Source organism: Paenibacillus sp. FSL K6-3182 (genome assembly GCF_037976325.1).
Classification (GTDB): domain Bacteria; phylum Bacillota; class Bacilli; order Paenibacillales; family Paenibacillaceae; genus Pristimantibacillus.
The window spans coordinates 3794432-3818625 of the sequence record NZ_CP150265.1; the positions used below are offsets into that span (position 1 = coordinate 3794432).

Sequence of the window (24194 nt, forward strand, 5' to 3'; positions counted from 1 at the left end):
TCATATAAAGCCTTCTTCCAACTCCATATTTATTCAATTCTTCGTGCGTGTATTGTCTTTTGGCCGCAGCATCTCAGGTCGTTTTTTCATCATAAATATAGGCATGCGAACAATAAAATCTTTCCAATCTTTAACACGGTAAGGAACTGCCGGGCTCGCATAGGGAACGCCAAAGCTCTTAAGCTTGACGACATGTGCGCATAACAATAAGGAAAACAATATTACGCCATACAAGCCGAATGCTGCAGCGCAGAACATAGCAGCAAAACGCAGCATTCTAAGCGCTATCCCAGCATTGTATTGTGGTATTGCAAACGATGATATCGCAGTTAATGCAACGACAATAACCAAAATTGGACTCACGATTCCCGCTCGAACAGCCGCTTCACCAATAATCAAACCTCCTACGATTCCCATGGCCGGCCCAATTGGTTTAGGCAGTCGAAGCCCCGCCTCTCGCAATATTTCAATCGCTACCTCCATAATTAGCGCTTCAACTAGTGATGAGAAAGGTACCCCTTCTCTAGCGCCAACGATAGAAATAGCCAATTTAGTTGGGATTAGGCCAGGATGAAACGATATAAAGGAAATGTACATCGCTGGTGTCAATAACGCGATCAAAGCGGCAAGAAAACGCAGCATTCTGAGCAATGTGCCAACCATCCAACGCTCATAATAATCCTCCGGTGATTGCAGAAGCATGCTAAATGTAACAGGTGCAATCAACGCAAAAGGGGTACCGTCGAGCAGAATAGCAACCCTGCCTTCCATCAATGCGCCAATGACCCGATCAGGCCTTTCCGTACTTTGCACCTGTGGAAACGGACTTAAAAAATTATCTTCGATGAGCTGCTCAACGTATCCTGATTCAGGTAAATTATCAATATCGATCTTGCTTACCCTACGCCTGACCTTTTCAACTAATTCAGGATCAGCAATATCTTTAATATAAGCAATGATGAGCTGCTTCTTAGCACGTGTGCCAACATACATGCTCATGAATGATAGGCTGGCATTTTCACCATGTCTTCTTAGAATCGCAGTATTGTCGGATAAGTTCTCATTAAAGCCAGCTCTCGGCCCTCTAACTAATGCTTCAGAAATTGGTTCCTCAATATTTCGGGATTTGCTCCTTGCAGTGCCAATGATAATAATTTCATCTATTCCATCAACGAGCACTGCTGTTGCACCCATTAACACTTTTGGCAGCATTTCTTCTAAAGAATGGACTTCACTTAATTGACTAACAGTTAATATCTGATTGGTTAAAAACGATTTTGAGACGGTTTTGCCTTCTCCTTGAACAGACATTAACGCTCTCAAAATATGCTGATCAATCAAATCACAATCTGCTAATCCATTTACAAAAACGATAGCTGCGTTTATACCCGTATCCCCAATTGAGCACTCACGCACCAAAACATCGGAATGAAACTCCATTTGTTCATGAATGGCTTTCAGCCGCACTTGAATATTTCCGCTCATCGGATTACTCATCATCAGCTTGGCGAGACCGATTAAAGATAGATGAGATAAGAAGAGGAATCACGAGGGTGACAACAGCTTGTACGCATACCGTCCAATTAGGAATGTTTATCTGATCGTGTAAAGGCATAGTACATACACTCCTTGTTGTTTTTTGTCGAATTATTCCTATTTTTGCCGTAATGGGTAGGTTATAAACTTCTGTTCGTTCAAAGTGCAGGAATAAAAAAAAGAGAAGGGTTTCCCCTTCTCCTTATTTGAACCTTATTCTCTTTTTAGGAGTAACTTAATGCTACACCTTTCGGAAGCACACCTTCCACTTGTTCACGCACATAGCTATCATTCATTTTTTGGCCGAAAATAACGATTTTCCCGCTGTCTTCACGTGTTCTAATCAAACGTCCAATGCCTTGTCGTAAACGAAGCAGCATATACGGCATATCCACTTGTTCAAACGGTGATTCAGAGTCATTTCGTCTCGCTGCGAACAATGGATCATTTGGAGGAAACGGAAGTTCCCACACAATAACCTGGGAAAGAGATGGACCAGGTATATCTAAACCTTCCCATAATGTCACTGCACATAAAATGCTGGCTTCATCCTGTTGAAACTGTTCGATCAAATAGCTGATTTCGCTTGTGCCCTCATAAAAGAAAGTATAAGCCGCACTATCCGCATGCTTGTCCGATTCTGCCTTGAATTGCTCTAGCTGCTCCATCGATGGGAACAAAATAAGCGACCTTCCGCCTGATTGTTTAAGCAAACGATACGTTTCATTTACCTTATCGTTAAGCGCCGTAAACTGTTCAGCTTTTGGAATCTCCACAGTCATTTGCTGCTCATAGTCATATGGTGATGGAACCGAGAAAGATAGTGAGTTATCCATACCCAATATGTCCATCATATAATCAAATGAGCCGTTAACCGAGAGCGTTGCTGAGGAAAATACGATTGGCATTTTACGAGAGAAAACTTGCTCCTTCAACACTTCCTTCACCACTTTTGGCATGATGACGAGTGACGTTCCTTCTTTATCCTGCGAAACCCAGCTAATTGGCTTGTCCGCTTGCTTGAATAAGGAAAGCGCAAATTGAATCATTTCCAAATGCTCTTCAACGATTTTTAGCTGATACGTATCAATTGTGTATAAGCCGCTTTCGAATACGAGCTCTTCTTCTATAACCGATAGCGTATCCTGCAAACGATTAATTTCACGAATAAGCTCCGCACTCCAAATGATTTCCTTGCGATCCGAAGCAGGAACCTTCTGGCTGTGCTTATTCAACATTTTAAATAAGTATTCACTTTGGGCAATCGCATCCTCAACAGCTACAGCAAGAGTTTCACGAATCTCTTCTTGCAGCAGTCTTATGACGATTCCTTCAAAAACAGCATGATTCAGCTTGTAAGTCAGCGCTTGCTGTGCAGCTGTTTCAAGCAGATGGCCCTCATCAAATACTACAGAGCTGTACTCTGGCAGCAATGGAAGCTGGCCTTCACGTTTTCTTGCGTCATATGTCCATATATGCTCCATATAGAAATCATGCGAGCAAATAATGACATCTGCAGATTTGCGATAATGGTCGCGTGAGAGTGTTTGACCACAACGATGTCTAACGTCACACACTAAGCAATCCTGAAATACATCCCAGCCCAGCTCGTTCCACTGGTCATCATTTAAGCTAGGATAGTCCTTGCGATTTCCATATGGATGGAAGCTTTGCATAGAATCCTGCTTATGGACGAAGCTTGGAAGTTCTCGATATATATTGTCATATAGCTCCGCGTTATCTTGTCCAGCTCTCGCATTATCCAGCTTTTTCAAGCAAATATATTGATCTGCTGATTTGCCTAATCTAGCATCAATCGTTAGATCCAAATATTTTCCTAGCTTTGCAATATCGCCTTCAGGCTTTACAAGCTGCTCAATTAAGGATTCATCGGCACAAGCAATAACTGCTGGTTTTCTTGTGTAACGAGCATAGGTGATCGCATACAGCAAGTAAACGAATGTTTTGCCCGTTCCTACTCCAGCTTCAGCAAATATCGTTTGTTTATCTGCAAAAGCACGTTCCAATTGAAAAGCCATATAGATTTGTTCATCTCTAATTTCAAAACCAGCTTCAGGCAGCTTATCATAAAAAACATCAGCGATCCAATCGCTAGCCTGTTGTATAAAAGGTTGTTTCGGGTCAAACTCAAATGGATATTTATTCAAGGTTGCTTGCCTCCATATAGTAGGCACAACCGGCTGTATGCGGACATACAGCCGATTGTGAAATCTCCTGCACTAATCGTACACTCAAATATATCACTAGAGTGTATGCTTAGTCAAAGGTTATGATTTATTTGCTTTATTCTCTATCCATTTCACCAGATTCGGCTTCTCATCCAAAATGGATTCATATTGCTCCTTCCAGCCATAAATCGCATCAGGATCAAGCTGCTTGTAGCGGTCATATTTATGCAAACGATCCTGCTCCCGCGCCCAGCCGAAATGTTTTACTCGCAGGTTTGACGTCTTATTAGCAAGTGAATAAATGTTTTCAGGAAATCTCCCGCAGTGCTGAGGAGTTTGCTTCCACACATAAGAAAATCCCTCTACATATTTCAATAAAAATGGGCGGTACACACTATGGGCATTCCAGTATACATCCTCGCGATAATGATCTTCCGACCAAAAATCAAATAATCGAAACAAATAAGTGAAGGTTTCCGTATCGTTTAGGAGCACTGGCAGCTCTTCCTTAAATTTTTGCTCAAAATATTCATCCGCATCCATATTCAGAATCCACTGCGGCCGAATGCGGATCGTTTCCTCCCATTGCTGTGTTCTTAGCTTTACTTCATTATGAAATTGCGAGCTTTCGTTTTTAATATAGGTCAAAGGAATGCCGGCAAGGCATTCATGAACGATTTCCCCGGTATGATCCGTGCTTCCATCGTCAATAATGACCGCATGATCTATATATTCCCTATGATGCTCAAGCACTTCTTTTAAAAAGCGCTCACCCTCATTTTTTACGATCATAGATAACGTAAGCTTAGGACCTGCTGTGGGCACAATGATCGTAGGTCCTTGTGCTGGCAACATATTCGAATTTGTATATGCTTTGTCCTGAGTTGATTCCATAAACAAAATAGCGCGCTCAATATCCGATTCTCGGTAGATATGAAAGGCTGGGTATCTGGTGTCCACGTACAAATCGATGCCAAGAGCAACTGCTCGAATGCAGAAATGACGATCTTCGCCCCAAAATGATATATTCGAGATCGTCCGAAATGATATCGGCTTCTCTAGTGCTGAGCGAGCGATATATGTGCACGCACCAAGGCCGCCAACCTGATAAACACCAGGGACTCTAAGCTTCATTAGAAACATGACAGCCGCTTCCGCACCGTCACCGGCTTTTACTGTTCCATCTGACTGAAACGGCCAATACGTATCCTTCAGCCAAACCTGCGGCATTTCCATCGTATTAGGCTGCCACTGTGTCCAGAAAATAGTGGAAATGATCTCTTTCTCAGAAGAAATCAAAGATTCAATTGCTTCCGGGTGAATCAGCAAATCCGAATCAATGAGGAATAATCCATCAAATTGCTGCTCTCTCGCTGTTTGGATCATATGATCCTTCCAGCTTGCGATTTTATCAATTAAATCATTGCTCCAGTAATGAGTAAACTCATCCCTGGCATATGGTGTTATCGAATCGCCTTTTATTAAGATGGTTTCACTTTCATTGTTCTCTTTTTGCTTCGATATAAAATCGCTCAGCAATTGCGAGGACTCCTCGTTATCATTGTCATCAATAAAGAAATAATCTACTTTAAAAGAGCGTGCTTCGATTCGCGCAAGCGAGGCTAAAAAGTGACGCAATATGGTCGGTCTTTGGCGAATGGGACTTCCAATCAATATTCGCTTCAACGTTAGGCCTCCTTTATTCCACAGAAATTCCTTAGGAATGATAATCCTTATGAGGCATATGCATCTATTATGCAAAACCCAGATCATTTTTTCAGAATGGAGGCTTAAATGCCATTACTGCTCTCAAAGAATGGGACTTAAAACCGCTGCTGTTCGGATTGCTGTTTCTTTGCTTTGCCGACGCTTTATTTACAGATATAGGATTGCGCCTATCATTAATCGAGGAGCTCAACCCACTCGTACAAAAACTTTATGACTGGAATATTGTTAGCTACTACGGGATGAAGCTGCTGCTCCCACTGCTGCTAATCCTAATTTATTATCGTATGAAAAATCGGTATTGGATCAACCCATGTATTCTTATTACGGTATTGATCTACTTTCTCGTCAATATTTATCACTTGGTTTGGATTTCTTACGGTGTCCATGACGGCTGGTTTTCACTTGATTCGCTGATATGAATTTCTTTACCTCTTCTAGGAGTGTTGTATAATAGCTAATAGAAACAATACAACATATTCCTTCTCTCAGGGAGCCAACGAAGGAGTTCACATGAATGATTGATATATGGCATTTCGCACCGCTCACACTTGCCAAATATATGTTGAAATGGCTGTTCATTGCTGGAGTAATCGGCATCTTATCTGGTTCTGCTTCCGCATTATTTCTAGCCAGTCTTGAATTCGTAACCGAAACGAGTGTACAACATTTGTGGTTATTGTGGCTTCTGCCACTCGGCGGTGCCTTCGTAAGTTATCTTTATCTCAAGTTTGGGAAAGAAGCAGGTAGAGGAAATAATCTAATTATAGAGCAAATACATACCGGTAATGGCTCCATCCCATTAAGAATGGCACCACTTGTTCTGATTGGAACTTTAATCACCCATTTATTTGGCGGATCTGCTGGTCGAGAAGGTACTGCAGTACAAATGGGCGGCAGCTTAGCGGAATGGTTTGGCAAGCTAATTAAACGAGGCCCGCTTGATCGCAAAATCATTTTGATGTGTGGCATTAGCAGCGGCTTTGGTGCTGTCTTTGGCACACCTCTAGCCGGTACAATCTTTGGACTAGAAGTACTTGCAATCGGCGTCATCAGTTATGAAGCGCTGCTCCCTTGCTTCATCGCGAGTTATGTTGGCCATTTGGTTGCTACCGCGTGGGGAATTCAACATATTTCCTATTCAATGGGCGATGTCCCTCCGCTCGATTGGCTGCTCTTTGTCAAAGTTGTCATTGCATCTGTGCTTTTTGGTCTAGCCGCATTATTATTCACTCAGCTGGTACGAGGATTCAAACGTTTATTTAGTAAATGGTTTAAAAGTCCTGTTCTCAAAAGCTTTTTGGGCGGACTATTCATTGTTGCTCTCGTCTATGCGATCGGAACACGTGATTATTTGGGACTAGGCATCCCTCTCCTAGAGCAGTCCTTTCAAGAGGCGGTTTCGCCGTTTGTTTTTTTATTGAAAACACTATTTACTGCTATAACGCTTGGGACAGGCTTTCAAGGCGGGGAGGTAACTCCACTCTTTGTCATCGGCTCAACGCTAGGAAGCGCACTTGCAGGTTTGCTCCATGTCTCCGTCCCCCTACTCGCTGCCATTGGTTTCATATCCGTATTCAGCGGCGCTGCCAAGACGCCAATCGCTTGCTTCATCATGGGCCTTGAATTATTTGGGGCTGAAGGTGCAATTTATATGTTTATCGGCTGCGTAATCGCATTTATATGTTCAGGTCGAATCGGCATCTATGAAGCTCAAAAACCAATTGAGTTACGCCCATAAATCGAAAAAAAGCCTGCTCCTTATCATAAGGGAGCAGGCTTTTTCTTTTGGTTAAAAATAAACAATATAGATTACAGCAGCAAGCACGATGCGGTATATCGCAAATGGTACAAGCTTGATTTTGTTAATAAGCTTCAAGAAGAAACGAATCGAAAGAAGTGCAAAAACGAATGCGCTTATGAAACCTGCGATAAAAAACGGCAATGACTCTAACGTGAAGTATTCCCAGTTTTTCGCCAAGGACAACAAGCTCGCACCAGCCATGATCGGCACAGCCATGATGAAAGTGAAATCAGCAGCAGCGCGATGACTCATGCCTAGCAGCACCCCTCCGGAAATTGTGGAACCGGAACGAGAGAAGCCTGGCCAGAGGGATAAACATTGGATAAGCCCTACGGAGAAGGCTTGCTTATAAGTGATCTGGTCAACTGACTCGATCTTAGGTTTCTTAGGCCCAAAACGATCGGCAACAATCATAAGAATAGCTCCGATAACTAGACCAATTAGCACTGTGCGTATCGAGAATAAATGCTCATCAATGTAATCGTCAAACAATAGACCAAGTACACCAGCTGGGATGAGACCAACGATAACATGTGTTAGCTTTAGCTTTTTCTTCGGTTGAGAAGAAGCTTGTGCCGCGTCCTTGCTGCCTCTGTTCAAGCCCAGCAAGTCAATAAAACGATTTCGGAAAATAATGACTACTGCTAAAATGGAGCCGAGCTGAATAACAATTTTGAATGTGTTCGCAACGTACTTCGTCAAGTACTGTTCCGTTTGAAGCCACATATCGTCAACAATGACCATATGTCCTGTCGAGGATACAGGTGCAAATTCCGTTAATCCTTCAACAATACCTAAAATAATCGCTTTTAAAATCGTAATAAAATCCATGTGTAGTTGAATCTCCTAACTCTCTGATTGATAGAAAGACGACAAAGAACAGCACGGAATAAATCATAACACAAAACGACCCCACTCAACAATTCCAACGCAATACCTATAATTCACATAACATAACTCATTAATAACCGTTACTATAGTTATTTTGTCATTACAAATTGCCTTGTTGACCTACTAGCATAATCCTAGTAATCAAATCACCCAAAACGTTGGCGATAGCCGCATTTCCTGCACAGCTCCTCGACAGCTTCCCGTCTTGAGAAACCATCATAGAGATTAGTTGATCGCTCATTCTCAATAATTTCCGAGAAATGAGTATCATGAATGTTTCCTAAATTAATGACGCCCTCTCCGTCCAAGCAGCAAGGGATGACTGTTCCGTCGATGAGAATGCCAGCTTGATTCCTTAAGGCATGGCAGAAGCCTTTCCCATTATACTCCGGCTCTTTTAAATCCGGCCATTTGAACTCAGGATCTTGATTTAGGTAAATGCGCTCCGCTATTTTGACACCCGAGCCGGGTATGAATTTTTCTTCAATTTTATAATCGAGATTAAATGCCTTCTCTATCATGCCCAGGAGCTCTCGGTTTTTGTTTTTCTGCTGATTCGTTTCATTGTCCATATCTAAGTTCCATAGTCGAAACGAAATAATAATATTGCTGCTTGCGACGGCTTCCTTTACGAAGGATAAGATTTCAGCAAGGTAACCTTCTTTATTCGTGGAACCGGCATGGCCGTCAAAGCTGTGCAGCGAGAAGTTAATTTGACGCAAGGCTGGCTTGTTAAGTAGCTTTTCCTTGTTTTTCGTAATAAGTGTTCCATTGGACGTAATATTTACTTTGAAGCCCTTCTCATGGCTAATATCAAGCAGCTCGTCCATCTTAGGATGCAGCATTGGCTCGCCTTTTACATGAAAATAAATATAATCCGTATGCGGCTTGATCTGATCCAGTGTTTTTTTGAAATCCTCCACTTTAATGAAACCTTTCGCTCGCAATGTGGGCGGACAGAAGCTGCAGGATAAGTTGCAAATACTTGTCGTCTCTATATAAAACTTTTTAAATTTTTTCATTAGTCAGATACTCCGTTTCCCATGGGTCCAGCTTCATTTACCTCGTTAGCTTGGACCTGCTTATCGTGTCAGCTTCTATTATACAACGCCAAACACGAAAGTGACAAAAAGGAATAAACAGCAGTAGCCGTTTATTCCCTCTTCTCTTCACGCAATGGCCGAATTCCAATCGGAATCGCCTCATGCCCGCTATTCACGAATGAAGCTTGGAAAGAGCCTTCATAACGGAAAATTTGCCCAAGGATAGGGTTCCGAACGTCCACTGATATTTTGTAGCAGCGCTCCTCATCGTCATACCACTCATTCACTTCTGCTCTACCTGTAAACAAACGAGGAAATCGGAATTGAAGCCACCCTTCATAGAAACGCTGCTCACCCGAAATAATTCGAATTCCGCCCTTTGTGGAAACTGCAACATCCAAATCGACTGCTAAATGCTGCTTATTGCCTAAATAATCAACGATAATCTCTCTTTCTCCGCTATACACCATCGTTGCGTCAAAATGGCGGATCGCCCTTTGAAACTTGAATTTGCGAATCCACGTGACTGTTTCACGTCCGAATGCATCTACATATGCATAGTTTTCAATTGAAAACGGGATGTTTACGCCGCCTTGGGGGAACATGATGTGGCGGAGCGTTCCAATAAACAATGGCAGTGCAGCAAGTTTGTTGTACCATATAAGCTGCATGACTCCATGTCCGATAGACGCAGTACGATCTTGACTGCAAAAGCCAAAACGCTGCTGTATGCGAGGATGGAGCTTTTGAAAATCAGCTCCTAACGCTTGTTCATATATAGAACGCATCGTGATTTCCCCTTTTCTAATCTGTTTATTTAAATTGTCTTTTACAGCGGCTCGCTTGCGGCAAGTGACGTCTGCTTAAATAGGCTGTTAAGCCTAAACCAATCATTGGCAACGTAAGCGTAATTGGATTAAAAGGCGACTTCAGCAATTCTGAATAGAATAGAAGCGCTGGCATTGTCAATGAAATAAGTGCCAATACATGAATAATATAAATCCATTTTCTCCTATGGAAACAAGCGATTAGCACACCAAGTCCCATTTCTCCAATACCGATTAATTGAACCATTTGCAGCTCCATTCCATTAAACCAACCCACCTGCCTCATCATCGTCAACTCTCCCGTTTCTGGGAACAAGAGCTTAGGCACAAGGCCTTCATAACACCAGAGCAGAACGATGAAGCAGACGCTCAAATAATGAAGCAAAGCTCTCTCTGCAACAACAGAAGGAGGAATACGTTCCTCAAGCCATATTCGCAATCGATCGAAGCTCCAAGCGGTAGCCCAGCCAAATAGGGGTCGGAATAAAAAGCGATCCATAATTCGTCCTGCAATACCGAAACGAGTCTGATAATTAAATAGTGTTATAAAGGACTGTTTGTCTCCAAGATCCTTGTACTTCCAATAACCGCCTCCGATTCGTATTAGCGAGATTGGCTGCTCCGAAGCAAAAGTTAGCGTCGATACTCTTTCGTTTCCATCTTTGAAAATTGTGCTGCTCGTTTCTCCTGTGCCTCTAATGTTTAGACCAAAGCCAATTCTCGTTTCATACTGGAATTTCTGGATGTCGGATTCACTGTTTTTTGGAAAATATTGAATTTTCGAGAATCGGAGATCCCATTGCTCATGCAGCTGTGGGATTTGAGTATGCGCCCACAGCTCATCCTGTGTTGCACGAATTTCAAGCTCGACGTAAATCGATTTTCTATTCATTCATGCTCCTCCTATTCCATCCTCCAAAAATCTTTCTAATAACTCTGGTGTCGGGATGATGCACATTTCATGTTTCTCAAACCAACGATAGCGATTTCGCGCAATAATATGATATACATAGTTTCTCCAAGCAAGCGGTACGAAGCGAAACCAATACAACAACCTCCACCAGCCGTCAAGCTTGCGAAATACTCGAAGCGCCGCTTCGGATTTGGTATAGTACTGATTCGACTGCACCATTACAAACGTATCAAGATCATCTATAGGCAAATTTCCATTCTTAAGCAACTGCTGACCAACAGGCGACTGAAGCGCAGCAAATCGAAAATATTTCTTTTTATCTCTCTTCACGACAAAGTGAGTAATTTTATTACATAACATGCATTTTCCATCAATGAGCAGTACAGCAGCTTCGTCGTTGTGTGAGGTTATTGCTTCCATGTTAAATCGCTCCCTCTCTCGTTTTATTTTAAACGCAAGCCGTATAGTATCGGCAGTTCCATCTTTCATAGAACGACAAACAAAGGGGTACTACGTTATGTAGTACCCCTTTGCCTTCTAGCTATGTAAAATAGGTTATTCCTTCTCATCACGCTGGAAAATTCCTCTTCGCTTCACTTTTTCCACAGCTTCTTTGCTGCTGCGCACGCCAAGCTTCTTGAGCATTTTATTGACCTGATTTTTGAGCGTGCTCTCTGCCTTGTAAAGCTTCTTTTCAATTTGCGATTGCGTGTAGCCGGCTTCAATAAGCTCGAATACTTCACGTTCTGCGCCAGTTAATTCCTTAAGCTGCTCCTCGCGCTTTAGCCGAGTCAGTTCGTTAAGTAAAGCCTCCATAGGAGCAGAATGATGATATGCGTTACGAATCGTTTGTGGCAGCTCCTGGAAGCGTGTCTTCTCCAAATACTGTACAGCACCGGCTGTAAAGGCCTGAGTCATCGTCTGCTCATCATTTAATGACGTTAACATAATAATCTTGGCGGGAGAATGCTCATGCATAAGAATTGCTGTATGAATGCCGTCAAGCCTGCTGCCCTCAAGCTGAATATCCATTAGTACAACATCAAACGTAAGCGTTTGTGCAAGATTTATCGCATCGGTAGAATTAGTTGCCGTACCTACGACAAGCAAATCAGACTCTTTATTCAAAAAAGTAGTGAGCGCTTTAATCCAATCCGTGTCATCCTCAACGATAAACACTTTGATATGACTCAAGGTTTCTTCCTCCTTCTCTACTCATTTTAAAATCTTTTTTAGCGGCCATATTAAGGCTGCACGTGTTCCTACGCCTTCTTGGCTTGTCAGAATAACCTTAGCACCGCTCTTTTGCATAACATTATAAACATAAGATAAGCCGAGTCCGAAATTCCGTCCACTCTTCCCACTGCTATAGAAGGGATCAAACACCTGGCTTAACTTCTCCTCCGAGATGCCCATGCCACTATCCTGCACAGAAAGCGCCGCACCATTCTTATACGCTGCAAGCCTCACTTCAATAGCTCCCCCATTTGGCATTGCATCACTTGCATTCATGAGCAGGTTACCAAAAGCCTCGCTTATATGAATGGGATCACATTGGATGACAGGACGCAGCTCATACTTCGCGGTTAACGAAATTCCTTTATTTTGCATCAGACCCTCATGCTGAAAAAGAACTTTTTCGATGAGCTGATCGAGCTGAACCGGCTGCTCTTTCAGGGTAATGTCCTTTATTTGACTATGAATACGGCTGATCATCTCAAGCATATGATTGGATGCATTCGTTATGATCTGCATATGCTGCATAGATTGCTCATTCGATTCAGGCAGCAGATTTCTTAAATTTTCCGTACTGATGGCTATTTTTCCTATTTCATTTTTTATCGTATGATTAAGCATCGTAGTTCCAGTGCTAACTGCTCGCATCGTACTTTCCATTGGATCATGCTCAAAGCGGAGTTTAACACCAAGAACACCATACATGAAGGTACATAACAGCGCGACCGACAACGAATAAATCATAAAGACTGATATATAATTAAAAAATTCAAAATCCGGTGTAATCACCTTTGCCACATATATGAAGATTAGAACAGCCAGCAGTGTTGGAACCATTATGATTGTGGTGATAAAGCGGCTTCGCTTTATCCTTGCATCACGCTCTTTCCAAAAGGATGCGACTAATAAATAACAGGAAATTAAATAATAAGGCGCGCTCCATAGCAGCAAAAGGTTAAAAAACCATTGCACATCAGAAGAAATCATAACAAATAAAGCCATCAACAAAATCGGAATGGAAAGATAAAATTTCAGTTTTTTTCTCATTCGGTTATGGTCTAGAACAGACGCATAGAGTAGGCAGAATACAAAAACAGCATAAGGCGTGAATGTATAATTAAGAAATTGCAATAGATCAGTTATTATGAATAATCCATTGTCTATTAAGACTTCTGAGAGTCCGCCAATTGAAGCGCTGAACAAAAATAAAGCAGCCCAGCGATTCGATTCGCTCCTGCGATTATTTAAGATGACAATTACGGCTGCCGTAAATAATGCGACAAAATAAAACAGCATATAGGGTACCATCCTGTCATTGTTTGTATGTCTATCCTACCATATTTTTAGTCGAACGATTCCGCTGTGCAATAAAAAAATCCCGATCCAGCTCTAACGAGAGGATTGGGATTTTTTTGAATAAACATTTTAGTAGTCCGATTTCGGCTTACGTGGCTGAGGTTTCGGCTTATTCTGAACGGCTGGCAAATGCCTCATGCTTCTGAGCATTGGTCCTTTGCAGATCGGACAAGTTTGCTCCGTTGCAGCAAACTCATCTCTAACCCATGCCTTGCAGTCCGGATTTTTACATTTGAAAATTTTGGTCGCCTTTAATTTCGGTTTTTCTTCTTCGCTAGTTGCCACGCTTCTGTATTCCCCTTTTCTCTCTATGCTTACGTCATTAATTATTTACATCGTTAAATAAACAGGGATTACACAAACTGGCTTAGATAACGATACGCTATTCCCAGTGAAGACCAATTGTCCACTTGATTTATTAACTTTGAATGTAACGATATTGTTTGTGTCTCGGTTTGCAGCAAGTAAATAATTGCCGTTTGGCGTCAGTGCAAAATGACGCGGATGTCCGCCTTCAACCGAAATGTGCTGAACAAGCGACAAAGCACCCGTTTGTTCATCGATTGCGAAAACAACAATGCTGTCATGACCGCGATTGGAACCATATACATATTTGCCGTCTGAAGATACTGTAATTTCAGCACAAGAGTTTTCACCTTCAAAATCCGACGGAAGAGTGCTAACGGTTGCTAAAGTCGTCAACTGGCCGGTTTCTTTATCGTATGTAAACGATGTAATTGTTGAATCCACCTCATTAATGACATAGACGAACTTACCATTCGGATGGAACGACAGATGACGCGGCCCTGCTCCCGGATGCAAAGAAATTTCGGCATGGTGAATAAGCTTATGATCAGCATCATCCAAGCGATAAGTGACAATTCGATCCAGTCCCAAATCAGAAACGAACAGGTATCGACCGTCAGGGCTGTAGAACGAGGAATGCGGATGCGGACGATCCTGGCGTTCTGGATGCTGACTGCTTCCAACATGTTGTTTCACATCAAGCTCTTGACCGATAGCGCCCTCTTCTGTAATGCCAAATAGTCCAATCATGCCGCCATGATAGCTAGTAACCGTCAAATAACGGCTATTCGCATCACGCTGAATATGACAGGTCGTCGAAGCAACCGTCTCTTTACGGTTTATGAGCCGTAATGAGCCCTCCTTGGTATCAATGGCAAATGCCGCAGCCTCTCCAACCTTAAGACCTGATTGATTCACGGTTTCGGAGATCGTATACAATAGCTTGCGGTCTGCATCTACATTGAGAAACGTCGGATTTTTAAAATCAGCAACCGCGTCCGTCAACGTTAATGTACCCGATTGCTCATCGAATGCATACACGTACACGCCATTCTCCTCTGCTTCTGCATAAGAGCCTGCGAACACAAGCAGACGTTGTTGTTCATTTGTCACGTTTAAAACCCCCTAAGTATTTGCATGTCGTCGCTTCTTAACGAACGTCTGACTTTTATACCGTTATCTATTATAAGTTGTGAAAGCTAATCCGACAAATACGTTTTTTTATACGATCATTTTACGATTCCAGCTGCTGCCTGTCCAGACAACAAAGTCGCCGAGGCTAACATCCTCAGCGACTTTCGTTAATGGCACTTCGATACGTTTTTCATTTATTAAAATAAAAACAGACATCCGAGACAACTCGATGATTTCACCAATTCGCTCAATTTGACAGTTGCTCCTTAGAGTTGTTTCCTCCATGAAATGTCCGCCCTTCGTAAGCTGTTACGACTTTGATGGATCAGGAACACAATAACCATCCGTACATGTAACATCAGCGTCCCCTTCATTCACTTGAATAAAGGTTGGATGTTTTTCTTCCCACGCTTTATTTAATGTGTCCAAAAACACTTCAGGCGATTGTGCGCCGGAAACAGCATATTTACGATCAACTACATAAAAAGGAACACCTCGAATGCCTAGCTTGCTGCCTTCCTCTTCTTCTCCACGGACATTGTCAGCGAATTGGTTAGACTCAAGCATTGCAGCTGCTGCGGCAGTGTCAAGCCCAACTTCAGCAGCGATTTCAACAAGGCGCTCGCGATTGCCGATATTTACGCCATCTGTGAAGTAAGCTTTAAACAATCTCTCGGAAAGTTCCTTTTCCTTGCCCTGTTCAGCAGCAAAGTGAACGAGACGATGTGAGTCAAACGTATTTGTAGAAACTGTTCCTTCAAAATGAAAAGTGATTCCTACAGCTGCAGCTTGTTCTGCTACGTTAGCCGTTGTTTCCTTTGCTTTCTCCACGCTCATTCCATACTTCGTTGCAAGCATGCTGTATGTGCTTATATTTGAATTAGGATCAGCACTTGGATCTAGCTCAAAACTGCGGAATACGATTTCGATCTTGTCTTTATGCGCAAATTTTGCAAGCGCGAGCTCGAACTTCCTTTTTCCTATATAACAAAACGGACATACATAATCCGACCAAATTTCAACTTTCAATGTTGGCACCTCCAGAATGTTTAAAAAAAGTATGATACTATCTTTCTTATTGTAACATGTTTGCATAACTTTTTGAAAACATCTCGCTGGCAAATATGATAGATACAAAAAGATTCTTATCGCAAGTTACCTTGTCGATAAGAATCTTTTGTTTATACTGCAAATATATGACGTCCAATTTTTCCGGTTTGCTTACGTGACCAAATCCATTCAGAGGTAGCTGTTTCTGGATTAAAATAATAAAGAGCTCCACCTGTTGGATCATAACCTTTGACAGCTTCCTGTGCTGCTTGATAGGCAAGTTTGTTTGGAGTAAGATTATATTGTCCATCATCAACTGCCGTAAATGCTCGCGGCTGTTCAATAACGCCTCTAACTGTATCTGGGAAACTGGACGATGCCAATCGATTCATAACGACAGCTCCAACTGCAACCTGTCCTTTATAGGATTCACCACGTGCTTCTGCATAAATAATTCTTGCCAGCAAATCAAGCTCTCCTTGATTCACGGATACACTCTTAAGTGTTTTCCAGGTCTGTGCGCCTGCGACACCGTCGGAAGCCACACCATAATCCTTCTGAAAACGTTTGAGTGAATCTAATGTTGTTGTGCCAAAATAAGCCGTTACGTCTTTATTAAAATAACCTAGCGTTTTTAACCGATATTGCAAATCCGGAACATCGGGTCCTGAGCTTCCTACCTTTAATGTAGCAGGCGGAGCAGCATGAGCAGCTTCGAGCGGAACCGAAAATGCCAGCATAAATATAATAATAAGCGCCATACTATGTTGTATGAATTTAGTGTTCATCATTTAAAAATGAACCTCCTTTTTCTATAGCGTACATACAAATTGTCCGCAATTTGGAAGAAGATTGGCAACTCTTCTACAGACTCGTTTGAGTTTAGCACAGTTAAAATGGAATTGTAACCGAATTTGCAGAATTGCATATATTTACTAATTTACAACATCGCAAAAATCTGAATCATATAATGAAACAATCTTAACGGTTTAATGTGACGTGATATAGAGGAATTCGGAACATTTATAAGCTAATAAAAAGAAAAAACTGTTGAGTTTCCTCAACAGTTTTTTTCTGATTTATATTGAAAATAGATTAGTTGTTATTTGTAGCTACCTTACCGTCATTGGATTCCTCTTTGTCGCTCGATAGGAACCAACCTATAACCGCGATCAAGACAAGGACTACATAGAAGGTAATTTTCCAAGCTGCTGAATGGGAGAATGATTCTGGAATGATCCCCAGTTTAGGGTGAGACAATGTGACAACAGCCAGCTTGACGCCTACCCAACCTACGATAACGAATGCAGCAACTTCAAGTCCAGGCTTGCGCTCTAGCAACTTCACGAAAGCTGAAGCAGCGAAACGCATAATGATTAGACCGATGAAACCACCGATAAAGATGACTGCAAAGTGACCGCCATCCATTCCGCCTATTTTCGGCAAATTGGTCGTTGGCAGCGCCATTGCAAGCGCAACAGCTGCCAGGATGGAATCTACTGCAAATGCGATATCTGCAACTTCTACCTTTAATACGGTAAACCAGAAACCACTCGCTTTTTTGGTTTCTTTTTTGTCTTCTGTTGCATTATCGACATGCTTCTTGAAAATGACTTTTCGGAAAATATGGTTTAGCGCAATGAATAATAGGTACAACGCGCCAATTGCCTGTACTTGCCACACTCCAACCAGAAAGGAAATAGCGAATAACGAAGCAAATCTGAAAACAAATGCCCCTGCTAAGCCGTAAAACAATGCTTTCTTCCGTTCTTTCTCCGGCAGATGTTTGACCATGATAGCCAGCACAAGTGCATTGTCTGCTGCGAGCAAACCTTCAATTGCAATGAGGATGAGCAGAACCCATCCATATTCCATTAACAAACCAAAATCCATACAAGATTCCTCCCTTTCGACTCTGCTTAAGTAAATTTAACTTGTGCTTACACCCAAAAAATAGACCTTTGCCGACTAGTGGCAAAGGTCTCGCTAACAACGTTAAGTTGCCAATAAAGCCGGAGATCGTTAGATTCTCGTAATGACGACTTTACTGTAGCAGCTACTCCCCTTTGGAATGAAGCACGATGAAGTTATAAAAAGGTATACGGGCTGTTTATTAATGGGTTTCAAAAATAAAAAATAAAATAAATGAGATATTATTTTGTTTTTTTTAGAGTGACCATTATATAAATTCTTATACATCCAAACACCATAATCAACGTATGAGGGTCATAAGGAGAAGAAGTCTCTGAGTAGAGAATTCTTTTTTTGCCTATTACTCTTTTATGACGTTGTACCCCCTTACTCTAATTGTTACAATATAACTATTCATCTGGTTATTATTACAATTTGTTAACATAATTATTATTATGTTTATTAAACGCCATTAACTATTCGTACCATTAATTTTAGGAGTGACTCGCCATCAATATTATTAAACAAAAAGATCGTGAAGAGCTCGACAAGAAACTTCCTACGATGCCTTGGTATATTGAAAAATTTATTAATTACAAACTTCCGGATTTATCTCCTTCATCGCTCGTCGAATATATGAGAGACTATGAAACCTTTCTTAACTGGTTAATGGCAGAAGGTCTTTCTGAAGCAGCAAATATTAGAGACGTAGCTTTGCTTGAACTGGAAAAGCTGCATATGGACAGTATAGATGGCTTCCGTATGTATTTATCGACTCATAAAGTGGAGCGAAACAGTAAAACGACGATCTCACGCAAGCTTTCCTCCCTCCGCTCGTTATTTCATTATTTAAGTCAAATTGCAGAGGATGAGGAGTTTTATCCTCTCCTCAAACGGAATGTTATGGCAAAAGTTACGATTAAACGTACGCATAAGCCAAAGGATACAGCCGCAAAGCTTGAGGGCAAGCTGCTTCAAGAAGAGGAAATTTCCGAATTTATGGCTTATATTAAACAGCATTATGGGACGGATGTTGCCAAAAACAAGCAGGCACTTTACGCATACGAGCTTAATATGACAAGAGATGCATGTATCATTAGCTTTATTCTACATTCAGGTTTGCGTGTATCTGAACTCGTCAATTTGAACGTCGATGATATCGATCTCAAGAAGAAGCTTTCCTATGTATATCGCAAAGGTAAAAATGACGATACGTTTAAAGCTCCTGTATATTTTCGCCAAGAGGCGGTTGAGGATCTGCAAGCTTATTTGACTCTTAGGGAACTCCGTTACAAGGCGCCAAAAAGAGAAAAAGCTTTGTTTCTGGCTGTTGCTAATGGAAAAAACGAGGGTTCACGCATGACGAAGCGAGCAATTCAAGAAATGGTCCTGAAATATGCCAAACGCTTTGGAAAACCTTACTTATCCGTACATAAGCTCAGACATAGCTTCGCCACGGACTACTATCTGCGAAACGACATCTACAAAACTCAAGAGCAGCTTGGGCATGCTTCGCCGGAAACGACACAAATTTATGCGCATTTAACAGATAAAACGATGGCACAAGCAATCGATCGCACAAAAAAAGAGGACGAGTCAAGCTAGCGCATTTTTTGCGTAAGCCTGACTTGCCCTCTTTTTTTATTTCATGCCATTAAGAACTGGTTTGCAAAATAACAGATTCCTGCATAGACAGCTGTGTCAGAACAAGATTGGAGTAGATGCCGCCTTTCTTCATCAGCTCCGAATGCGACCCCTGCTCGGCTACTCTTCCGTTCTCAATGACGAGAATAAGATCAGCATCCTTAATGGTGGATAGTCTGTGCGCGATAATAAACGCCGTTCTTCCTGCTAGCAGCGTGTGCAAAGCCTCTTGAATATGCTGCTCGGTTTCCATGTCAACGCTGGAAGTAGCCTCGTCTAATATAAGTATGCCGGGATCTGATAGCAATACACGGCCGAAAGCGAGCAATTGCCTTTGGCCTACCGAGAGTTTTGAGCCTCTCTCCTCCAGCTGCGTTTGATACCCGTCTGACAGCTTGCTTACGACGCGGTCCAGCCTTACGCTCTCGGCTGCTCTAAGCAGCTCTTCCTCTGTTGCATGGTCGTTGCCATAACGCAAGTTCTCTTCTACCGTACCCGCAAAAATAAATGAGTCCTGAAGCACGATTCCCATTTGCTTACGTAGAGATTCGAGCGTTGCCTGCTTGACGTCCATCCCATCGATTCGCACGGTTCCGTCAGTAGCATCGTAGAAGCGCATTAAGAGATTAACAATCGTGCTTTTTCCAGCGCCGGTTGGCCCGACTAAAGCTACTCTTTGCCCGGGCTTAACGAGAAATGAAACGTTATGAAGCACATCTGGTTTATTTTCCTCATATCGAAACGAAACATTATCAAACTCAACCTCACCGCGAACCTGCGGCAGTTCTGAAGCATGCTTGCTATTTTTCACCTCTGGATCGGTATCCAGCACTTCAAAAATACGCTCAGCAGAAGCCATAGCTGACAACAGCTGGCTATAAACCTTGGATAAGGCGCTCAGCGGCCCCCAGAAGCGCCATAAATAATTAATGAACGCCATAATGAAGCCAAGCGTAAGCGCGCCTTCAATGACCTTCGTGGCTCCGAACCAAACTACGATACAGGTGCCCAGCATTCCGATCATTTCAACCAGTGGATATACGGTTGATTCCAACGTAATTGCTCGCATAAATGCGCCTTTGTTGCGGGTATTTATGCCTTCAAATCGCTCATTATTTGTACGCTGGCGTGAGAAGGCTTGAATGACACGAATGCCCTGTATCGTTTCGTTCACATTACCGTTAATCGATGACATCGTTGAGCGTGAACGCGACCATGAGCCTTCAATTTTTGGACGGAGCTTTGCAACGATGAAATAGAGCAGCGGCATCATAATAAATGAGAGCAAAGCAAGCTGCCAATCCATCCAGATCAAAATGATGACGATGCCAAGTAAATGTGTAACCTCCATCACCATCGTTATCAAACCGCCGTTGATTAGCTCGCCAATTGCATTTGTATCATTCGTAATTCTGGACATAATTTTACCAGCGGGACGTCCGTCAAAAAAACGAAAGGACAAGGTTTGCAAATGATTAAATAATTGCTGACGAAGATCAAACAAAATACGTTGTCCTGTAAAATTGATCCATCTGGTATGCATATAGCTAAACAACCAGCCTATTAGCTTAACGCCCAGCAGAATAGCACCCAATACATGGATAACCGAATAATCTTTTTGGTTTATCCCTTTATCGATGATGTACGCAAGAATAATTGGTTCGGATAAGCTTAATAACATATTAATAAGCACTATAATAATGACCCACGTCATTAATTTGCGATAAGGGATAAGATATTGAAGCATACGCCGCATGTATTTCCCATTAAACGGCTTCTCTTCTACATCAGAATCCATATCCCACTCCACTTGACTCATGTTTTCACCTCTCTTCTATTGATGTGCGATTTGCTTCTGTCTATCAAACAATTGACGGAAGAAGCCACTGCCTTCGTTTAGTTCCTTATGTGTGCCTTCTTCTGCCACGCGGCCATTTTCGAGTACAATAATACGGTCCGCATGCTGAATCGAGGAAAGCCGCTGCGCGATTATAAATGTCGTGCGACCCTTCATGACTTCTAATAAAGCTTCATGAATAGCTGATTCTGTTGCTGTATCTACACTTGCTGTCGCTTCATCCAGTACTAGAATTGGCGGATCCATTAAAATCGCACGAGCAAGCGCCACGCGTTGTCTTTGTCCGCCAGAGAGCCCGACACCCCGCTCACCGATTCGCGTATCGTAGCCGCTTGGCATGCTTTCGATGAAGGAATGGATTTGCGATTTGCGTGCTGCCTCCTCAATTTGCTCCTGCGTTGCATCCGGATGACCGTAGGCGATATTATCTCTAATCGATGCTGAGAACAAGAAGGTCTCTTGCGGTACAATACCTATGCTTCGCCGCAGACCATCAAGCTCATATTCCCGCACATCTACACCATCAATGAGTACACTGCCACCGGACACATCATAATAACGAGAAAGCAAGCCAATTAGACTGCTTTTGCCTGAACCGGTGGCACCGAGTACACCGATCACCTCACCTTGCTTCACTTGGAAAGAAACCTCATCCAATATCGGCTTATCCTTCGCTAAATCCTGATCGGAGAAGAAGAATGTTACGCGATCAAAAACGACGTTGCCGTGCATTCCGTCCGTATTTATCGCTTGTTCAGGGGTTTGAATATCAACCGGTGTGTCCAGCACTTCAAATACACGTGGAGCTGCTTTAATCGCTTGTTGAAAAATATTAATTTGCCAGCCTAGCATATTCAGCGGCCAAATAATGCCCCATGTGTACCATTGAAACGCCATGAAGGTACCAATCGACATCTCTTCCCGAGCAACAAAAATAGCACCGATCCAAATCATCAAAACAAACGTGAGTCCTCCGTAAAAGCCCATGAGCGGAAATGCTTTTGCCTCCAGCCTTGCCCGGTCCATATTTGTATCGAAATTTTGCTCATTTCGCTCAGCGAATTTCCGTTGTTCTACGGACTCTGTTGCAAAAGATTTGACAACTCGAATGCCTGAAATATTTTCTTGAAGCGTAGTTGTTAAGCGCCCCATTTGTTCACGAATATTGGACCAAGCTGGTCCTACTTTGTGGTTAAAGCGAAATAACACGAACAAAATAAAAGGAATTGTAATTAAGCTGATTAAAGTTACTTTCCATTGCATCGTCATCATGAAAATCGTCGTTCCGATAAATGTTAGCATGCCAGTAAATAAGTTCATCGCTCCAAACCCGACAAAGTTTTTTACCGCATCAATATCCCCAGTCATTCTGGACATGAGCTGACCAGTCTGCGCACGGTCATAATAAGAAAATGATAACCGCTGCAAATGCTCATAAAGCTCTTTCCGGAGTTTAAACACGACATTTTGACCGACCAGCTCTTGAGAATAACCTTGTATAAACATGCCTAAGCTCTTTAAAGCTTGAATGCCTGCCAAAGCAAGTGTTAATCCGATCACGACGGACATATTGCTTTTTCCGATTCCTTCGTCAAATATTTTGGCTAATACCCAAGGAGCTACCAAATCGAATATCGTCGCAAAAATCATAATGATAACCGCTGTAAATACCCATTTGGCACTCGGTCTTACATAAATCATCAAACGTAACAGCGTTTTCATTGGATTGCCCCTTCCCCTATAGGAAACAAAAAAAGACCTCAAGCCATCATCGGCTTGAGATCTTCGTATAATAGCGTGCAACGGTCAAAAAAGCTGCGTTGACACCAATGAACGAAGGCAGCCCGATCGGCATGTTTGAACAACAAGATGGAAATTCATGCTAAACTGCACGCCTTCGACATTCATTCCAATCTGATTGAAAAACATTCGTGAGCCCCCCTTTTCGTATCCATTTGATCATATTTTCCTAACCCATCCAAATCTTAACACCTGTTTCTGCCTTTGCGCAAGAGGTTTTTACAAAAAAAAGATTTAAAACCTGTCCGACTCATTCGGCAAATCAAAGTCACTTGAGGAGATGCCTTCCTCTACCGCAAACTCAAAATCTTCAATATCGTAAATTTGTACAGGGACCTCTGCTTCTATCAGCTTATCTTGAAACTCAAACTGATCCGACAGCAATGGGACTTGCAGCTTCAACCCTGTTAACAGCAATTCCGTTTCGATCGGATCGAACATCTCGCCATAATGGGCATTATCGACAGCATGCACGACTGTAAAATGAATCGTATCATTTAGAATGAGCGGAGAGCTTTCTCGCCAAGGCACTTGCATGGCCTTTTCAATTTTTTTGCGATTAAGAGCATCCTCAAAAAAAGCAATAAGTTCATTTATTTTGGTTTTTACATGTCCATCATCATCTGGATCATCCATGACAGGTTCAACACCGTCTCTCATTTCATACAGCTCAGCTATGGATGAATAAGGAACGACAAAATCAATTGGACGACTCGGTACAAGAAGATGTCCATACGTTGCCACCAGTACTGCCTCTATTACAAAACGTCGCCGCATGTGATCTCCTCCTATCATTTTGTGAAATAAAGCTAGTTTCATAGAACCGGTATACAAATAAGAATGGTTACACATTATTATACAATAATATATTGCATGTACACGAGAGCCATAAATCCAGATTTGCACAATATGTACGCCTCGCAGTAAAATGATCGTTATATTAGAATTTATATCGCTTCGTTATAGTATAG

At 42.2% G+C, this 24194-nt stretch carries 21 protein-coding genes; 2 read left to right on the forward strand and 19 right to left on the reverse strand.

Annotation, left to right across the window (positions count from 1 at the left end):
• Positions 1–33: 33 nt before the first annotated feature.
• The 3 genes from MHH56_RS16635 to MHH56_RS16645 all read right to left on the reverse strand — a co-directional run bounded on the left by MHH56_RS16635 (position 34) and on the right by MHH56_RS16645 (position 5411).
• Complete coding sequence (locus MHH56_RS16635) at positions 34–1500, reverse strand: spore germination protein (RefSeq protein ID WP_339202605.1); 1467 nt, start codon at positions 1498–1500, stop codon at positions 34–36.
• A 260-nt stretch (positions 1501–1760) separates the two neighbouring features.
• Positions 1761–3704 carry an ATP-dependent DNA helicase gene (locus MHH56_RS16640; RefSeq protein WP_339202607.1) on the reverse strand — a complete coding sequence of 648 codons (1944 nt, stop codon included), beginning with the start codon at positions 3702–3704 and terminating at the stop codon, positions 1761–1763.
• A gap of 120 nt (positions 3705–3824) precedes the next feature.
• On the reverse strand, positions 3825–5411 hold the full coding sequence (locus tag MHH56_RS16645) for a glycosyltransferase (RefSeq protein ID WP_339202608.1): 1587 nt from the start codon (positions 5409–5411) through the stop codon (positions 3825–3827).
• A gap of 556 nt (positions 5412–5967) precedes the next feature.
• Between MHH56_RS16645 and MHH56_RS16650 the strand changes: the two genes are divergently transcribed.
• A complete protein-coding gene (locus tag MHH56_RS16650) occupies positions 5968–7191 on the forward strand; it encodes a voltage-gated chloride channel family protein (protein WP_339202609.1) in 1224 nt (407 codons plus the stop codon).
• A 51-nt stretch (positions 7192–7242) separates the two neighbouring features.
• Here MHH56_RS16650 and MHH56_RS16655 read toward each other — a convergent pair whose 3' ends face one another.
• The 13 genes from MHH56_RS16655 to MHH56_RS16715 all read right to left on the reverse strand — a co-directional run bounded on the left by MHH56_RS16655 (position 7243) and on the right by MHH56_RS16715 (position 17903).
• Entirely contained in the window at positions 7243–8085 is an 843-nt protein-coding gene (locus MHH56_RS16655; protein WP_076265882.1) for an undecaprenyl-diphosphate phosphatase, read from the reverse strand.
• 206 nt (positions 8086–8291) lie between these two features.
• The gene (locus tag MHH56_RS16660) at positions 8292–9167 is read right to left on the reverse strand and encodes a radical SAM/SPASM domain-containing protein (protein ID WP_076265881.1); all 876 of its coding nucleotides are present in this window, start codon (positions 9165–9167) and stop codon (positions 8292–8294) included.
• A 131-nt stretch (positions 9168–9298) separates the two neighbouring features.
• On the reverse strand, positions 9299–9976 hold the full coding sequence (locus MHH56_RS16665) for a DUF4166 domain-containing protein (RefSeq protein WP_339202613.1): 678 nt from the start codon (positions 9974–9976) through the stop codon (positions 9299–9301).
• A 25-nt stretch (positions 9977–10001) separates the two neighbouring features.
• A complete protein-coding gene (locus MHH56_RS16670) occupies positions 10002–10907 on the reverse strand; it encodes a DoxX-like family protein (RefSeq protein WP_339202615.1) in 906 nt (301 codons plus the stop codon).
• The gene (locus MHH56_RS16675; protein ID WP_339202616.1) at positions 10908–11348 is read right to left on the reverse strand and encodes a DCC1-like thiol-disulfide oxidoreductase family protein; all 441 of its coding nucleotides are present in this window, start codon (positions 11346–11348) and stop codon (positions 10908–10910) included. It abuts the gene before it with no gap.
• 135 nt (positions 11349–11483) lie between these two features.
• Positions 11484–12122, reverse strand: coding sequence for a response regulator transcription factor (locus MHH56_RS16680; protein ID WP_076265877.1), 639 nt, complete (start codon positions 12120–12122; stop codon positions 11484–11486).
• A gap of 21 nt (positions 12123–12143) precedes the next feature.
• The gene (locus MHH56_RS16685; protein WP_339202617.1) at positions 12144–13460 is read right to left on the reverse strand and encodes an ATP-binding protein; all 1317 of its coding nucleotides are present in this window, start codon (positions 13458–13460) and stop codon (positions 12144–12146) included.
• 129 nt (positions 13461–13589) lie between these two features.
• A complete protein-coding gene (locus tag MHH56_RS16690; protein ID WP_076265875.1) occupies positions 13590–13805 on the reverse strand; it encodes a cold-inducible protein YdjO-related protein in 216 nt (71 codons plus the stop codon).
• A 45-nt stretch (positions 13806–13850) separates the two neighbouring features.
• Entirely contained in the window at positions 13851–14939 is a 1089-nt protein-coding gene (locus MHH56_RS16695; protein WP_339202619.1) for a lactonase family protein, read from the reverse strand.
• Between the two features lie 108 nt (positions 14940–15047).
• Positions 15048–15245: a hypothetical protein gene (locus MHH56_RS16700; protein ID WP_339202620.1), complete on the reverse strand. Its 198-nt coding sequence runs from the start codon at positions 15243–15245 to the stop codon at positions 15048–15050.
• A gap of 24 nt (positions 15246–15269) precedes the next feature.
• Positions 15270–15989: a DsbA family oxidoreductase gene (locus MHH56_RS16705; RefSeq protein ID WP_339202621.1), complete on the reverse strand. Its 720-nt coding sequence runs from the start codon at positions 15987–15989 to the stop codon at positions 15270–15272.
• Positions 15990–16141: 152 nt separating this feature from the next.
• Positions 16142–16750: a cell wall hydrolase gene (locus MHH56_RS16710; RefSeq protein WP_339209623.1), complete on the reverse strand. Its 609-nt coding sequence runs from the start codon at positions 16748–16750 to the stop codon at positions 16142–16144.
• A gap of 355 nt (positions 16751–17105) precedes the next feature.
• On the reverse strand, positions 17106–17903 hold the full coding sequence (locus MHH56_RS16715) for a TerC family protein (protein ID WP_076265871.1): 798 nt from the start codon (positions 17901–17903) through the stop codon (positions 17106–17108).
• Positions 17904–18431: 528 nt separating this feature from the next.
• Between MHH56_RS16715 and xerS the strand changes: the two genes are divergently transcribed.
• The gene (xerS, locus tag MHH56_RS16720) at positions 18432–19526 is read left to right on the forward strand and encodes a tyrosine recombinase XerS (RefSeq protein WP_339209624.1); all 1095 of its coding nucleotides are present in this window, start codon (positions 18432–18434) and stop codon (positions 19524–19526) included.
• Positions 19527–19575: 49 nt separating this feature from the next.
• On the opposite strand, the gene MHH56_RS16725 is transcribed toward xerS, so the two are convergent.
• The 3 genes from MHH56_RS16725 to MHH56_RS16735 form a co-directional block, all read right to left on the reverse strand.
• Positions 19576–21384, reverse strand: a complete 1809-nt coding sequence (locus MHH56_RS16725) for an ABC transporter ATP-binding protein (RefSeq protein ID WP_339202623.1) — start codon at positions 21382–21384, stop codon at positions 19576–19578.
• Positions 21385–21399: 15 nt separating this feature from the next.
• Positions 21400–23145 carry an ABC transporter ATP-binding protein gene (locus tag MHH56_RS16730; RefSeq protein WP_339202625.1) on the reverse strand — a complete coding sequence of 582 codons (1746 nt, stop codon included), beginning with the start codon at positions 23143–23145 and terminating at the stop codon, positions 21400–21402.
• A 312-nt stretch (positions 23146–23457) separates the two neighbouring features.
• The gene (locus tag MHH56_RS16735; RefSeq protein ID WP_076265867.1) at positions 23458–24000 is read right to left on the reverse strand and encodes an ADP-heptose synthase; all 543 of its coding nucleotides are present in this window, start codon (positions 23998–24000) and stop codon (positions 23458–23460) included.
• Positions 24001–24194: the final 194 nt, after the last annotated feature.

Excerpts from the sequence above, each read along its gene's own strand:
- MHH56_RS16655 (WP_076265882.1), bottom strand. The coding sequence starts at position 8,085 with ATGGATTTTATTACGATTTTAAAAGCGATTATTTTAGGTATTGTTGAA.
- MHH56_RS16670 (WP_339202615.1), bottom strand. The coding sequence starts at position 10,907 with ATGAATAGAAAATCGATTTACGTCGAGCTTGAAATTCGTGCAACACAG.
- MHH56_RS16665 (WP_339202613.1), bottom strand. The coding sequence starts at position 9,976 with ATGCGTTCTATATATGAACAAGCGTTAGGAGCTGATTTTCAAAAGCTC.
- MHH56_RS16710 (WP_339209623.1), bottom strand. The coding sequence starts at position 16,750 with ATGCTGGCATTTTCGGTTCCGCTCGAAGCTGCTCATGCTGCTCCGCCT.
- MHH56_RS16685 (WP_339202617.1), bottom strand. The coding sequence starts at position 13,460 with ATGCTGTTTTATTTTGTCGCATTATTTACGGCAGCCGTAATTGTCATC.
- MHH56_RS16700 (WP_339202620.1), bottom strand. The coding sequence starts at position 15,245 with ATGGAGGAAACAACTCTAAGGAGCAACTGTCAAATTGAGCGAATTGGT.
- MHH56_RS16660 (WP_076265881.1), bottom strand. The coding sequence starts at position 9,167 with ATGAAAAAATTTAAAAAGTTTTATATAGAGACGACAAGTATTTGCAAC.
- MHH56_RS16675 (WP_339202616.1), bottom strand. The coding sequence starts at position 11,348 with ATGGAAGCAATAACCTCACACAACGACGAAGCTGCTGTACTGCTCATT.
- MHH56_RS16730 (WP_339202625.1), bottom strand. The coding sequence starts at position 23,145 with ATGAAAACGCTGTTACGTTTGATGATTTATGTAAGACCGAGTGCCAAA.
- MHH56_RS16735 (WP_076265867.1), bottom strand. The coding sequence starts at position 24,000 with ATGCGGCGACGTTTTGTAATAGAGGCAGTACTGGTGGCAACGTATGGA.
- MHH56_RS16650 (WP_339202609.1), top strand. The coding sequence starts at position 5,968 with ATGATTGATATATGGCATTTCGCACCGCTCACACTTGCCAAATATATG.
- MHH56_RS16635 (WP_339202605.1), bottom strand. The coding sequence starts at position 1,500 with ATGATGAGTAATCCGATGAGCGGAAATATTCAAGTGCGGCTGAAAGCC.
- MHH56_RS16725 (WP_339202623.1), bottom strand. The coding sequence starts at position 21,384 with ATGAGTCAAGTGGAGTGGGATATGGATTCTGATGTAGAAGAGAAGCCG.
- MHH56_RS16715 (WP_076265871.1), bottom strand. The coding sequence starts at position 17,903 with ATGGATTTTGGTTTGTTAATGGAATATGGATGGGTTCTGCTCATCCTC.